At 75.1% G+C, this 14,234-nt stretch carries 9 protein-coding genes; all 9 read right to left on the reverse strand.

The features are described 5' to 3' along the window. Nucleotides 1-53: 53 nt before the first annotated feature. Nucleotides 54-1,268 (reverse strand): alpha/beta hydrolase, encoded by a 1,215-nt coding sequence (locus ACFP3U_RS18910; RefSeq protein ID WP_380226733.1) that lies wholly within the window; start codon nucleotides 1,266-1,268, stop codon nucleotides 54-56. Between the two features lie 235 nt (nucleotides 1,269-1,503). Continuing rightward, nucleotides 1,504-2,715, reverse strand: a complete 1,212-nt coding sequence (locus ACFP3U_RS18915; RefSeq protein ID WP_380226734.1) for a DNA polymerase III subunit delta' — start codon at nucleotides 2,713-2,715, stop codon at nucleotides 1,504-1,506. A 229-nt stretch (nucleotides 2,716-2,944) separates the two neighbouring features. Next, entirely contained in the window at nucleotides 2,945-6,355 is a 3,411-nt protein-coding gene (gene tmk, locus ACFP3U_RS18920) for a dTMP kinase (RefSeq protein WP_380226735.1), read from the reverse strand. Between the two features lie 251 nt (nucleotides 6,356-6,606). Continuing rightward, nucleotides 6,607-9,495, reverse strand: coding sequence for a type I DNA topoisomerase (gene topA, locus ACFP3U_RS18925; RefSeq protein WP_380226736.1), 2,889 nt, complete (start codon nucleotides 9,493-9,495; stop codon nucleotides 6,607-6,609). A 368-nt stretch (nucleotides 9,496-9,863) separates the two neighbouring features. After that, nucleotides 9,864-10,349: a DUF3592 domain-containing protein gene (locus ACFP3U_RS18930; protein ID WP_380226737.1), complete on the reverse strand. Its 486-nt coding sequence runs from the start codon at nucleotides 10,347-10,349 to the stop codon at nucleotides 9,864-9,866. A 191-nt stretch (nucleotides 10,350-10,540) separates the two neighbouring features. Further along, complete coding sequence (locus tag ACFP3U_RS18935; protein WP_380226738.1) at nucleotides 10,541-12,073, reverse strand: DUF7059 domain-containing protein; 1,533 nt, start codon at nucleotides 12,071-12,073, stop codon at nucleotides 10,541-10,543. A gap of 167 nt (nucleotides 12,074-12,240) precedes the next feature. Then, a complete protein-coding gene (locus tag ACFP3U_RS18940) occupies nucleotides 12,241-12,936 on the reverse strand; it encodes an RAD23 family protein (RefSeq protein ID WP_380226739.1) in 696 nt (231 codons plus the stop codon). Between the two features lie 157 nt (nucleotides 12,937-13,093). Beyond that, the gene (locus tag ACFP3U_RS18945; RefSeq protein WP_380226740.1) at nucleotides 13,094-13,510 is read right to left on the reverse strand and encodes an ATP-binding protein; all 417 of its coding nucleotides are present in this window, start codon (nucleotides 13,508-13,510) and stop codon (nucleotides 13,094-13,096) included. Between the two features lie 186 nt (nucleotides 13,511-13,696). Continuing rightward, nucleotides 13,697-14,038, reverse strand: a complete 342-nt coding sequence (bldG, locus tag ACFP3U_RS18950) for an anti-sigma factor antagonist BldG (protein ID WP_380226741.1) — start codon at nucleotides 14,036-14,038, stop codon at nucleotides 13,697-13,699. Nucleotides 14,039-14,234: the final 196 nt, after the last annotated feature.

Raw genomic sequence — 14,234 nt, forward strand, 5'->3', positions numbered from 1 at the left:
GGCGGCCTCGCTGCCACCCGGGGTACCGGAAGCGTAGTACCCGCGCCGCAGGCTCAGGACGTCCTGCCGAGCGTCTCGCCGAGGTACTGCGCGGCCTGCCGGACCAGCCGCAGCCGGATCCGGTCCGCCGAGTAGTCCGTCGCGTTGTCGGAGATCCGCACCTCGGCGCGGGCGGCGGCGCCGGTGCCGCCGCGCAGGGCCGACTGGAGCTTGCGGGCGGCGTCCAGCCCGGCGGTGTCGGCCTTCCCGGCGGCGAGCAGCAGCTTCGGGCTCGCGCTGGTGGGTGCCTCGGCGCCGGTCCGGACGAGCGCGGCGGTGTCGTACTTGCCGGAGACGGCGGCCGCCGCGCCGTACAGGTCGGGGCGGGCCAGGCCGGCCGCGGCCGCGCAGGGCGCGCCGTCCCCGACACCGAGCGTGCCCCAGGCGGCCGGGCCGGGCGGCAGGGTGCGGAAGGTGGCCGCGATGGTGGTGCGCAGCGCCGCGTCGTCGGCGACGGCCATCGGCGCGGCGGCGACCAGCTCGCAGGGGTGCGCGGTGCCGTTCGGCGCCTCGGGGGCGACCAGGATGAACGGCTTGGACTTGCTGGTCTGCACGGCGGAGGCGAGTCCCTCGAAGACGTCCGGCACCTCGGTGTCGGCGGTCTTCCGGGGGGTCGCGGCGTGCATCACGACGACCGGGAAGCGGGCGTTCGGGTCCTTGGCGTACTCGGCGGGCAGCCAGACCCGGACGTTGCGCGGGTGGCCGTCCGGGCCGGGGACGGCGGACTGGAGCAGCTCGCCGCCGCCGGGGCGGCCGACGCTGTCGAACCGGCTGACCACCGGCATCGGGGCGGGGGCCGGCGTGCTCGCGGGGGCGCCGGGGGCCGCCACGGCGTCCGCGGCCCCGACCGGCGGAGCGGCCGGCCGTCCCCCGGCTTCAACCCCGGCCCCGGCCCCGGCCCCGCTCCCGCCCCCGGCCTCGGCTCCGGCCCCGCTTCCGGCCCCACTTTCGCTCCCGTCGAACCGGTCGGCGGCCGAACCGGCCCGCCCGGCCGCCTCGCCGCGCAGGTCCCCGAAGGCGCCGAGCGCCGTCAGCAGCGTCAGCACGGTGACGCAGACCCCGCAGATCATCGCCCCGGCCGCCCGCACCAGCATCGGCCGCCGGTCCCCGCTCAGCTCGTACGTCTCGGCGGCCCGCAGGTCCCGCCAGCGCACCAGCGCGCCGCGGGCCAACCAGACCCCGCCTCCGGCGGCAGCCAGCAGGGGAACGACCAGAAGCGAACGGACCATGGGACGCACCACCTCGGAGGAGGGCCGGTCGGGCGGTCGGGCCCGGCACCGTACGGGAGCGACGGCCCCGGCGGCGGGGCGCAGTCGGCCCCCAGCGTGCAAGACGAGCCGGACGTCGCACGTGGGTGTGCCCGGCGCGTATCGCTCGTTCACTCGAAGGTGGGACGCCGCACTGGGGCGGGAAGCCGTACCGGCGCCCGGCGCGTTCCCTTTCCGACCACCCCGGCGCGGTGGGTCAGCCCGCGCGCAGGGCGACCGTCATCGCCTCGACGGCCAACAGCGGGTCGACGTTGCGGTCCAGCGCCTCCCGGCAGGCGAGCACCGCCTCGATCCGGCGCAGCGTGGACTCCGGCGGCCCTGCCTGGGCGACCCGGTCGAGCGCCTGCCGCTGGTCCTCGTTGGCCAGCGCCCCGGTCGAACCGAGCTGGAGCGCGAGCACGTCCCGATAGAAGCCGAGCAGGTCCAGCAGGGCGACGCCGAGGGTCTCGCGGCGGGTACGGGTGGCCCGGCTCTTCTGCCGTTTCTCCAACTCCTTGACCGCCCCGGCCATGCCGCGCGGTGCCTTGCCGCCCTCGGACGCGCCGTACGCGGCCTTGAGGTCGTCGGTCTCCTTGGCGTCCTGGGTCTCGGCGAGCGCCTCGGCATCGGCCTTGGCGGTGTCGACCAGGCGCTGGGCGGCGGCCAGGCAGCCGCCGATGTCGCCGACCTCCAGCGGGATCCGCAGCACCTCGGTGCGCCGCGAGCGGGCCTGGTCGTCGACGGCCAGCCGGCGCGAACGCTCGATGTCCCCCTGCCCGGCCAGCGCGGCCAGCCGGGCGGTGTGCGGTTCGACGCCGTCGCGCCGTACCAGCATGTCGGCGACCGCCTCGGCGGCCGGGGTGCGCAGCACCAGCAGGCGGCAGCGGGAGCGGATGGTCGGCAGCACGTCCTGCACGGAGGGGGCGCAGAGCAGCCAGACGGTGCGCGGGGAGGGCTCCTCCACGCCCTTGAGCAGCGCGTTGGCGGCGGCCTCGGTGAGCCGGTGGGCGGCGTCGACCAGGATCACCGACCAGCGGCCGCCGGTCGGGTAGCTGGAGGCGCGCAGCACGAGGTCGCGCATGTCGCCGACGCCGATGGACAGCCCGTCGGTGCGGACGTACTTCACGTCGGCGTGGCTGCCGGCGAGGACGGTGTGGCAGCCGTCGCAGAAGCCGCAGCCAGGGGTGCCGCCGAGCGCGAGGTCGGGGCTGGTGCACTGGAGCGAGGCGGCGAAGGCCCGTGCCGCGGTGGTCTGGCCGGCCCCGGGCGGACCGGTGAACAGCCAGGCGTGCGTCATCAGCGAGGCGTTCTGGCCCGCCGCCGGCTGTGCGCCGCGCCCGGCACCGATGATCGCCCCGGCCGCCCGGGCGGCGGCGGTCAGCTGCTCGACCACCCGCTCCTGGCCCACCAGGTCGTCCCAGACGGCCACTGCTGCTCCCAAGCTCGGTACGGACCTGCCGCCCCCGCCCACACCGGCGACGGCGGGAGCCGGGCGCCGCCGGACGGACCGCCCGTGCGTCGTCTCCCGCTTCCCGCCGTCGAGCATACGTGCCCGCTACGACGTCGCCCGGTGGGTCCGGACGCCGTCCGGCCGGTGGTCGCGCGGACCCGGCCGGTGGTCGCGCGGACCCGGCCGGTGGTCGCGCGGACCCGGCCGGTCAGCTCCGGCGCCCCCAGCGACGGCCCTTGCCCTTGCCGCCGTCCTGGCCGCCGCCACCGGCACCGCCGTCACGGGCACCGGCGGCCCCCGGACCGGCCGGGGTCCCCCGGCCGACCTGGCCGGACGGGGCGGACGGGGCGGACGGACCGCCCTGGTGCCAGTGGTCCCACTCGTCGCGGGAGCCGAGCAGGGTGTCGGTGAGGCTCGGCAGGTCGTCCAGCGGCGTCTCCTCCGCCCACTCCGGCCGGGGCCGCGGGTCGGCGGCCGGCGGCTGCTGCGGGTCGACGGCGGGCAGCTCGCGGGTGCTCTCCACCGGGCGGTCCGTCGGCGCCGGGCGGGGTGCGGTGCCCGACCGCTCGTCCCGCCAGAGATCCGACGGCGCCTGGTCGCCGGGCCGGCTCGGCTCGATCCGCGGCAGCACGGCCGTCTCGTCCGCCGCCGGAATCCGCGGCAGCACCGCCGTCTCGTCCGCCGCGGCACCCGGCGCACCCGGACCGGCCGGCACATCCGCCGCGTCGGCGGGCCGCCCGCCGGCGCCGCGCAGCACCGGGAACTCCTTCGTCGCATCGATGCCGTCCCGCCGGTCCGCCGGTCCGGTGTCCTTCACGACCCGCAGCTCGGTGGTCACCGCGTCGTCATCGTCCCCGGAAGGCGCCCCCGGAGCGTCCCCGCCCCGGTCCACGCGCTCCGCCCGGTCCGCCCGCTCCGCCGCCTCGGCTGCCGCCGCCGCAGCAGCCGCCAGCGCGGCGGCCTGCGCCAGCCGGGCCTCCTCGGCCCGCTGCAGCGCCTCCTCCGCCCGCCGCCGCTGCTCCTCACGGGCCAGCTCACGCTGCCGCTGGAGCTCGGCCCGGGCGGCCGCCTCCTCGGCGAGCCGCTTGCGCTCGGCCTCCTCGGCGGCCCGGCGCGCCTCTTCCTCCGCGCGCCGCTTGGCCTCCTCCTCGGCGCGCCTGCGGGCCTCCTCCTCCGCCCGCAGGCGCGCCACCTCGGCCGCCTTGCGCGCGGCCTCGGCGGCGACCCGCTCGGCCTCCTCCTTGGCCAGCCGCTCCTGCTCCGCCTGCTCGGCCCGGAGCTGCGCCAGCACCTCCTGGCGCTTCCGCTCGGCGGCCTCCTCCTCGGCGCGCTTGCGGGCCTCCTCCTCGGCCCGGCGCCGCGCCTCCTCGGCGGCCTTCCGCTCCTGCTCGGCGCGGGCGGCCCGCTCCTGCTCGGAGAGCGGCAGCTCGCGGTCGAGCCGGTGGCGGATCGCGGTGGTGACGATGCCGGGCGCCTGGCTGCCGTCGACGACCAGGTAGCGCGCCGGGTCGGCGGCGGCGAGCGCCAGGAAGCCGGACCGGACCCGCTGGTGGAACTCGGTCGGCTCGGACTCCAGCCGGTCCAGCGCCTCGGTGAAGCGCTCCCGGACCCGGGTCGGGTCGACGTCCAGGACGACGGTCAGGTCGGGCAGCAGCCCGCCGGTCGCCCAGCGGGAGATCCGGGCCACCTCGGTGGCGGCCAGGTCGCGGCCGGCGCCCTGGTAGGCGATCGAGGAGTCCATGTACCGGTCGGTGATGACCACGGCGCCGCGGGCCAGCGCCGGGCGGATCACGTTCTCGACGTGCTCGGCCCGGTCGGCCGCGTAGATCAGGGCCTCGGCGCGGTGCGAGAGGCCGGTGTTGCCGACGTCCAGGACGAGGCCGCGCAGCCGCTGCCCGACCGGGCTGCCGCCGGGCTCGCGGGTGAGCACGACCTCGTGGCCCTTGCCGCGGATCCACTCGGCGAGCGCCTGGGCCTGGGTGGACTTGCCGGCGCCGTCGCCGCCCTCCAGGGCGATGAAGAAGCCGGTGCCCGCCCGGTGCGGGGCGGGACCGGAGGCGCCGCGCACCGCGTCGAGCAGGTCCCGGCCGAACGGCACGGTGCCGCGCCGGTCGTCGGTGCGCAGCAGCACGACGGCGGCCAGGACCAGGGTGAGCAGTCCGGCGGTGGCGACCGCGAGGGCCGCCCCGCCGTGGATGAAGGTGAACGAGCCGGGCTCGACGGCGCCGTACTCGACGTCGCCGTAGGCGGCGGCGATCAGCGGGACGCCGACCAGCGCGGCGCCGACCACGACCCGCAGCACCGCGTACAGGTGCTCGGTGACCTTGGGCAGCCGGGCCTCCTCGACCTCCAGGGCGAGCAGGCCGCGGCCGGCGGAGATCACCACACCGGCGGCCAGCGCGGCCAGCACGGTGAGCAGCAGGAGCAGGACGAAGTCCAGCACCAGGCCGGCCAGGATCAGCGCGACGCCCTCGGTGAGCAGGGCCAGCGCGAGCAGCCGGCGGCGGGAGAGCGAGGGCAGGACGGCCCGGGTGAGCCGGACGCCCAGCGCGGGGACGCCGGTGGCGGCCAGCACCAGCAGGCCGTAGCCGATCGGCCCGGCGCGGTGCTCGACGGCGGTGAGCAGGGCCAGCGCGGCGACGCCGGCCATCGTCGCGTACCCGGCGGAGACCGCGAAGGTGAAGTACGGGGCGGAGCCGGTGCGGCCCTTGGCCAGGGCGGGGCCGGGGGTGGCGTCGGTCGGGGCGCGCAGGCCCCGCAGCGGCGAGGCCGGGCGCACCCGGACGGGGCCGCCGGGCAGCTCCTGGAGCTGCACCCGGGCGGCCGAGACGGCGAACAGGGCGGCCGCGCCGAGGGCGGCGAAGGTGGTCTGGTGGGCCCGCAGCCAGTCCGAGCCGAGCGCCGCGAAGACGTTGTTGAGCAGGGTGAGCGCGATGAGCGCGGTGGCGCCGAGCGGCACGGTGGCCCACCCGGTGCGGTGGTCCAGGGTCCGGACGGTGGCCAGGTTGGCGGCGGACGGGCGCTGCTCGGCGGCGGGGGCGTAGGGGTCGACCGGCGGCAGCAGGGCCGGGACGGCCGCGGCCTTGGCGATCGCCCAGACCCGCTCGGCGGCGCCGGTCAGGAAGACGGTGGCGAGCAGCACCCAGGTCGCGGCGCCGGAGGGCCTCGGGCCGGAGGCCAGCCAGACGATCCACCAGGGGGCGAGCCCGATCAGCACGGCCCGCAGCGCGTCGGCGCCGAAGAGCGTCCAGCGCCGGTCGAGCTTCCCGCTGAGCAGCCCGTGCACCGGGCCGAGCAGGGCGGCGCCGACCAGTCCGGTGGCGGCCAACCGGGTGGCGAAGACGGCGGCGACGGCGAAGCCGAGGCTGTGCGGCAGGTCGCCGAACTGCTCGCCGATCACGGCGGCGATCACGGTGAGCACGAGCAGCACCAGCAGGCCGAGCCGGTCGGCGGTGCCGCCGATCAGCTGGGTGGTCCACAGGCGCCGGTAGGGGCGCAGCCTCAGCAGCGCCCTGATCCGCTCGCCGGCGGTCCCGGCGGGCGCGACCTCGGGCAGGTCGGGCCTGCCGGGTCCGGCGACCGCTGCGGCGCTGGGGGTGGGCTGCTCCTCGCTCGTCATACGGTCAGCGTAGCGGTCGGGGCATGGCGCAAAAGAGGGGAGCACGGCTCCGGGCGGGCGCCGCCACCGGGTTGTGACAGACCGTGTACGCCCCTGTCACGCCCCGCCCGCGGACCTTCCGGGCGGATCCGCAGGCCCGCCGGGGCCGGTTCGCGAACGGATTCACGAACGGATTCACGAACGGAACGGGCCCGCGCCGCCGGGGGCGGACGCGGGCCCGTGAGCCGTCGACCTGTGCCGTCGACCGGGGATCAGCCCTCGTCGGTGGCCGTGGACTTGCTCGCGGTGGTCGTGCTCGCGGTGGTCTTCTTGGCCGCCGCCGCCTTGGTGGCGGTCTTCTTGACGGTGGTGGTCTTCTTCGCCGCCGTCTTGGCCGCTGCGGTGGTCTTCTTGGCCGCGGTCTTCGTCGCGGTCTTCTTGGCCGCCGCCTTCTTCGCCGGGGCCTTCTTCGCGGTCTTCTTCACCGGCCCGCGCGCCCGCTTCTCGGCCAACAGCTCGTAGCCGCGCTCGGGCGTGATCGTCTCGACCTCGTCGTCCTTGCGGAGCGTGGCGTTGGTCTCGCCGTCGGTCACGTACGGGCCGAACCGGCCGTCCTTGACCACCACCGGGCGCTCGCTGACCGGGTCGGTGCCCAGCTCCTTGAGCGGCGGCGCGGCCGCCGCCCGGCCACGCTGCTTGGGCTGGGCGTAGATCGCCATCGCCTCCTCCAGGGTGACCGTGAACAGCTGGTCCTCGGAGGTGAGCGAGCGGGAGTCGGTGCCGCGCTTGAGGTACGGGCCGTAGCGGCCGTTCTGCGCGGTGATCTCCACGCCCTCCTGGTCCAGCCCGACCACGCGCGGCAGCGAGAGCAGCTTCAGCGCGTCGTCCAGCGTGACGGTGTCCAGCGACATCGTCTGGAACAGCGAGGCGGTCCGCGGCTTGACGGCGTTCTTGCCGGTCTTGGGCGTGCCCTCGGGCAGGATCTCGGTCACGTACGGGCCGTAGCGGCCGTCCTTGGCGACCAGCATGTGGCCGGAGACCGGGTCCGGACCGAGCTCGTAGTCGCCGCTGGGCCGGGCCAGCAGCTCCTCGGCCAGCTCGACGGTCAGCTCGTCCGGCGGCAGCTCGTCGGGGATGTCGGCGCGCTGGCCGGGCTCCCCCTCGACACCGGAGGCACGCTCCACGTACGGGCCGTAGCGGCCGACCCGCAGCGTGATGTCGTCGCTGACCCGGAACGAGCTGATCTCCCGGGCGTCGATCGCGCCGAGGTCGGTGACCAGTTCCTTCAGGCCGCCGAGGTGGTCGCCGTCGCCGTTGCCGGCCTCGGCGGCGCCGCCCGCGGCCACGCCCTCACCGGCGCCCTCGCCGAAGTAGAAGCGCTTCAGCCACGGCACGGACTGCGCCTCACCGGCGGCGATCCGGTCGAGGTCGTCCTCCATCTTCGCGGTGAAGTCGTAGTCGACCAGTCGGCCGAAGTGCTTCTCCAGCAGGTTGACCACGGCGAAGGAGAGGAACGACGGCACCAGCGCCGTCCCCTTCTTGAAGACGTACCGGCGGTTGATGATGGTGTCGATGATCGAGGCGTAGGTGGAGGGGCGGCCGATCTCCCGGTCCTCCAGCTCCTTGACCAGCGAGGCCTCGGTGTAGCGGGCCGGCGGCTTGGTGGCGTGGCCCTCGGGGGTGAGCTGCTCGGCGGCCAGCGGGTCGCCCTGGGCGACCTGCGGCAGCCGGCGCTCGCGGTCGTCGAGCTCGGCGTTCGGGTCGTCGGCGCCCTCGACGTAGGCCTTGAGGAAGCCGTGGAAGGTGATGATCTTGCCGGAGGCGGAGAACTCGACGTCCCGGCCGTCGGCGGCCCGGCCGCCCACCTTCACGGTGACCGACTGGCCGACCGCGTCCTTCATCTGGGAGGCGACGGTGCGCATCCAGATCAGCTCGTAGAGCCTGAAGTCGTCGCCGCTCAGGCCGGTCTCGGCGGGGGTGCGGAAGCGGTCGCCGGACGGGCGGACGGCCTCGTGCGCCTCCTGGGCGTTCTTCACCTTGGAGGCGTAGGTGCGCGGCGCGTCCGGCAGGTAGTCGGCGCCGTACAGCTGGGTGACCTGCGCCCGGGCGGCGGTGACCGCCGTCTCCGACAGCGTGGTGGAGTCGGTACGCATATAGGTGATGAAGCCGTTCTCGTACAGCTTCTGGGCCACCTGCATGGTCCGCTTGGCGCCGAAGCCCAGCTTGCGGCTGGCCTCCTGCTGGAGCGTGGTGGTGCGGAACGGCGCGTACGGCGAGCGGCGGTACGGCTTGGACTCGACGCCGCGCACCGAGAAGGCGGTCTGCGCCAGGGCGGCGGCCAGCGCGCGGGCGGCCTGCTCGTCCAGGTGCAGGCTGTTGGCGCTGCCCGCCTTGAGCCGGCCGTCCGAGCCGAAGTCGCGGCCGCTGGCGATCCGCTTGCCGTCGACGGAGGACAGTCGGGCGCCGAAGCTCTCCGGGCTGGCCGCGTCGGCCGCGGTGCGGCCGGTGCCGAAGGTGCCGACCAGGTCCCAGTACGAGGCGGAGCGGAACGCCATCCGCTCGCGCTCCCGCTCGACGACCAGCCTGGTCGCCACGGACTGCACGCGGCCCGCCGACAGCTTCGGCATGACCTTCTTCCAAAGCACCGGCGAGACCTCGAAGCCGTACAGGCGGTCGAGGATCCGGCGGGTCTCCTGGGCGTCGACCAGCCGCTGGTTGAGCTCGCGCGGGTTGGCCACGGCCTCCTGGATGGCGGCCTTGGTGATCTCGTGGAACACCATCCGGTGCACCGGCACCTTGGGCTTGAGCACCTGCTGGAGGTGCCACGCGATGGCCTCGCCCTCGCGGTCCTCATCGGTGGCGAGGAAGAGCTCGTCGGACTCCGCGAGGAGCGACTTCAACTTGCTGACCTGGGACTTCTTGTCCGCGTTGACCACGTAGATCGGGGCGAAGTCGTGGTCCACGTCCACCCCGAGGCGGCGCACCTCGCCGGTGTACTTGTCCGGGACCTCGGCGGCCGTGCTCGGGAGGTCACGGATGTGCCCGACGCTCGCCTCGACGATGTAGCCGGGGCCAAGGTAGCCCTTGATCGTCTTCGCCTTGGCCGGCGACTCGACAATGACGAGTCGCTGTCCGTGCGCGGTCTCGCTGCTCGGGGACACCTTCGCTCTTCTCTCCCGGTCGTTATGTGAGCTGGTCGGCGCTGGCAGCACGGGCTGCGCTCCGCCCGACCCCTCCACCGTCCCGGGGCTGCCGCTGTACGACGACCCCACCAGCGGAGTGTGACCGTACCCCGGCCACCCTTGTCAAACGGACGGATCCCGCAATTTCACCGGCAAGGCCGACCGACGCCACTCGAACGGTAACCCGACGACGACGGATCGCGCCCTGCGGAGGGGGCTTCGGCGGGTTTCGGCGGGTTTCGAAGGATGGAATGACGGATTTCAAGATCTGTCAACGGATCAAGGGCGCTCCCGGGAGCCGGGAGCCTGGACTTGGTCGGGCCCGACCGGGACCCGACCGGGACCCGCTAGGCCGCGGCGAGGAGCAGAACGGCCCCGGCGGCCAGACAGCCGAGGCCGAGCGCCGTCCACAGCAGGTCGGCGACGACGGCCCGGGGACCGGCCTCCTCCGCCACGAGCACGGCGAGACCGGGACGGCGTGGATCGTAGGCGATCCGTACGGATCCGCCCGGTACGAGACGGGCCGGGCGGCGCAGCGGGGTGTGGCCGCGCGGGCGGGTCAGCACCAGCTCACAGGCCTCGACAGCCAGGGCGGCTCCGGGCCGGTCACCGGCGGGCGGCCCGGCGGCGGGCGGCCCGGCGAGGACCGGTCGGGCGGGGGCCGGCCGGGCGGTGAAGGAGAGCAGGGGCGCGCTGTCGAGCTCGCCGTGCGGATCGGACTCGGCGACCACGGTGGCGACCGCCGGCAGCCCTCGGCGGCGGACCCGGTGGCGCAGGCCCGCTTCGGCGGCGCACCAGAGCAGGAGTGCGCCGCCGAAGAGGGCCAATATCACGCCACCCGCCGTCGCCGTCGTCGACTCCACCCCGGCCCCCCAGCCCTGTCCACAGCCTGTGGACAGAGCTTCACAGCCTGGGGCCAACTAGGGGGAGATGTTCGGCGGCCACCCGGCGAACCGGGGGCAACGGTGCGGTGAACCGGGCAGCCGCGAATGCGTGCGGGGCCCGGGACCGCCGTTCCCGTCCGTCAGGCCGTGGGCCTGACGAACCCCTGCTCGGTGAGCAGCCGCAGCGACTCCGGCACCCGGTCGCGCAGCACCACCCGGTCCTCGCCCAGCAGCTGCGCGATCGCGTCGACGATCTCGCCCGCCGACAGCGTCCCGTCGCAGACCCCGACGAAACCAGCGCCCACCGTGTCCACCTTGGTGGCCCGCCGCATCCCGCGGTTGTGACGCAGGATCACATGCTCCGGGTCCTCCGCCCCGGGCGCGCCCACCTGCTCCTGGACCACCTCGTCGGCCAGCACGTACCGTGCCGCCAGCAGGCCCGCGTCGTCGTGCGCGCGCAGGAAGTCCTGCCGGTCGAACCACTCCTCGATGTGCGGGCCGAGCGGCTGCTCCACCGGGTGCGGCCACTCCTCCACCCGGACGGTCGGGCGCTCGGCGCCGCTCGCCCGCAGGGTGATCCAGCCGAAGCCGATGCCCTCGACCCGACCGGCCTCGAAGGCGTCCAGCCACTCCCCGTACCGGGCCTGGTAGTCGCCCCCGGGACCGCGGTGGTCACCGCCGTCGCGCAGCCACAGCTCCGCGTACTGGGCCACGTCCTGCACCTCGCGCTGGACGACCCAGGCGTCCAGTCCGGTACCGGCCACCCAGCCGGCCAGCCGGTCCCGCCAGTCCTCGCCCTTGACGTGCTGCCAGTTGGCCAGCAACTGGCAGTGGCCGCCCGGCTCCAGGTGCGCGGCGGCCGAGCGGACCAGGGTGCGGCAGAGGTCGTCGCCGGCCATCCCGCCGTCCCGGTAGGTGAACCGGCCCCCGGGCGAGATCACGAACGGCGGGTTCGAGACGATCAGGTCGTACCGCCGATCCCCCACCGGCTCGAAGAGGCTGCCGGCGGCGGTCTCCGCGTTGTCGAAACCGGACAGCGCCAGGGTCAGCTCGGTGAAGCGCAGCGCCCGCTCGTTGAGGTCGGTGGCGGTCACCCGCTGGGCGTGCCGGGCGGCGTGCAGCGCCTGCACGCCCGAACCCGAACCGAGGTCCAGCACCGAACGGACCGGCCGTCGCACCGTGATGTTGGCCAGCGTGGTGGACGCGCCGCCCACCCCGAGCACCAAGTCCTTGCGGGCCACGCCGTGCGCGGTCTCCCCGGAGCCGATGCCGCCCGCGCCGCCGACCGCGCAGCCCAGGTCGGAGACCACCCAGGCGTCCGAACTCGGCAGCCCGGCCACCTCGTTCGCGTACGGCCGGACGTCCACGGTGGCGCGCACCAGATCGCCGTCCGGGCGCAGCCAGCCGTCGGCGAGGCAGTCCTCGACCGGCAGGGCGGCGGCGGCCGCCCGGTAGGGCACGGGCTGCTGCAGCAGGAAGAGCCGCACCAGCGTCTCCAGCGGGCTGCCGCCGCGGGTCGCCCGCAGCGCGGGCACCGCCTCGCTGCGGGCCAGCGCCGCGTACCCGGTGGGCCCGAGCAGGTCCAGGCAGCCGTCGGCGGTGTACGAGGCGGCGAGCAGCGCCTCACGCAGTTTGGCGAGGCGGGTCGGGTCGAGAACGGGGCTACTGATCACCCCGCCATTGTCCCCCGCGCGACCCCCGGCACCCTCCATCCACCACCCCGCCCCCCGGGCGGCACCGCTCCAACACCGCCGCCCCCTCGGCGGCTGGGGCCGAGGGGGTACGGAGTCGATCGATCGGGGCTCCGGAGTGCGGTGTAGTCCAGCCCGCCGAGGCGGGGTCAGCTCGCCGAGGCCGTGGGCGCCGGTGTGGCGGGCGTGGACGGTGCCTGGGTGGCGGAGGCGTCGGTCGCCGCCGGGCTCGCGCCGCCCGTGGCCCCGTCGGTTGGAGTGGCCGCCGGGCCACCCGTCGACGGGGAGGTCGGAGCGGCGGCGGCCGACCCCGGCTTGCACCCCTCCTGCTTGGCCATCGCCGCGCCCAGGTCGCCGCGCTGCAGCTTGCCCTGGGCCTGGGTGGAGAGCGAGGCGAGCTGCTGCACCTGATCGGCCACGCTGCGCAGCCCGTCGGCGAACTTCGCCTGGTCGGCGTTGGGCAGCGCGTCCAGCTTCTTCTGGACGTCCAGGTAGCCGTCGGCCGCCTTGGTGAGTTCGGTGACGGTGTCCTTCTGCAGGTTCGCGCCCTCGTCGACCTTGGGGGCGCCGGCGCCGTTGATGGCGGCGGCGATGTCCTGGTTGGTCTTGGCCAGTCGGCCGATGTCCGCCGAGAGGCGCTTCTGGAGATCGGCCGGAGCCTCGCCGGTCTTCACCTGGCCGGTGTCCGCCAGGGCGGTCTGCGCCTGGGCGATCGGATCCTTGGCCGCGCCGCACACGTTCGCCGCCCAGGACTCCAGCTGCTTGCTGTTGTCGTCGCCGCAGCCGACGGCGCCGAACGCGAGCAGCGCCCCGAGCACGGGTACGGCCAGCAGTCGCTTGTTCACCGGGAGAAGCCCTTTCGGTTTCGGTCGTCGAACTGCGAACCTACACGGCCGCCGCTCGACCCCCGATTCCCGTCCGAACCCGCCCTCCCGCTCGCCACTCCGCCGACCCGCTGCACCCTGAGGCGCCCGAACGTGCGCGGATGTGCCCTGATGTACGTCAGACCGTGAGCGCGTCCACCGAGACCGGCCAGCTCATCCGGATCAGACCGCCGCCGGTACCGCTGGTGACCTCCAGGTCCTCGACCAGGCCGGTAAGCACCGCGAGACCCAGGGTGTCCTCGTCCGGGTCGGCGTCGTCGCCGGCGGTCGCCGGGACGGTGTCGAGGCCCGCTTCGTCCTCGACCTCGATGAGGAAACGCTTCTCCTGGTCGACCAGCGCGACACGCACCGCGCCCGTCACGCCACCGCGCCGGTGCAGGCCGACCGCACGGGAGCAGGCTTCGCCGACGGCGAGCCGCACCTCGTCGAGCACCGACTCGTCGACCCCCGCCCGTCTGGCGACCGCCGCGGCCACCAGCCGGGCCGTCCGCACGTGTTCGGGAAGCGCGCTGAATCGAAGTTCGACGGTTGCCATCTCTTCCCCCTCGGGGTACTCCGACCGGAGCCGGGCATACGGGCCCGGCCCCTGCGGGCCGGCATCGGCCGGCCCGGGACGCCCGGACGGGCCGGGGCCGTGCGGCCCCGGCTCCCCGGACGCACAGGGATCGGGCGGGCCGGCCGCGGAGGGCCGGCCCGGCCTGGTCGGTCGGGTGTCGACTGATCAGTCGGTCGCCTGGACGGCGTCCTCGACCGAGTTGTGGATCGGGAACACCTTGGTCAGACCGGTGATCCGGAAGATCTTCAGAATGCGCTCCTGGTTGCACACCAGGCGCAGCGAGCCCTCGTGAGCACGCACCCGCTTCAGGCCACCCACCAGCACACCGAGGCCGGTGGAGTCCAGGAAGTCCACGCCCTCCATGTCGACGACGAGGTGGTAGCTGCCGTCGTTGACGAGCTCGACCAGCTGCTCGCGCAGCTTGGGGGCGGTGTACACATCGATCTCGCCGCCAACCTCGACGACCGTGCGGTCGCCGACTGTACGGGTCGACAGGGACAGGTCCACGGAACCTCCAGCACCTTGCCTTGCTACGTCATTGCGATACTCGGCCGGACGGCCGCCACCGCATGGTCGCCGCCCTGGGCACACCCAGCGAATGCGTGGCAAGCCTCGGCGCTGCGACCCCCGGCCGTACGGCCGTCACGGCCACATTCAACCACTTGTGACCATGACCGCACGATGGCTTAGGACGATTCTCCGT

Source organism: Kitasatospora misakiensis, assembly GCF_042656005.1.
Lineage (GTDB): Bacteria > Actinomycetota > Actinomycetes > Streptomycetales > Streptomycetaceae > Kitasatospora > Kitasatospora misakiensis.

Bases quoted from the DNA above. Each gene is read 5' to 3' on its own strand.
- ACFP3U_RS18910 (WP_380226733.1), bottom strand. From the start codon at position 1,268: ATGGTCCGTTCGCTTCTGGTCGTTCCCCTGCTGGCTGCCGCCGGAGGC.
- tmk (WP_380226735.1), bottom strand. From the start codon at position 6,355: ATGACGAGCGAGGAGCAGCCCACCCCCAGCGCCGCAGCGGTCGCCGGA.
- ACFP3U_RS18945 (WP_380226740.1), bottom strand. From the start codon at position 13,510: ATGGCAACCGTCGAACTTCGATTCAGCGCGCTTCCCGAACACGTGCGG.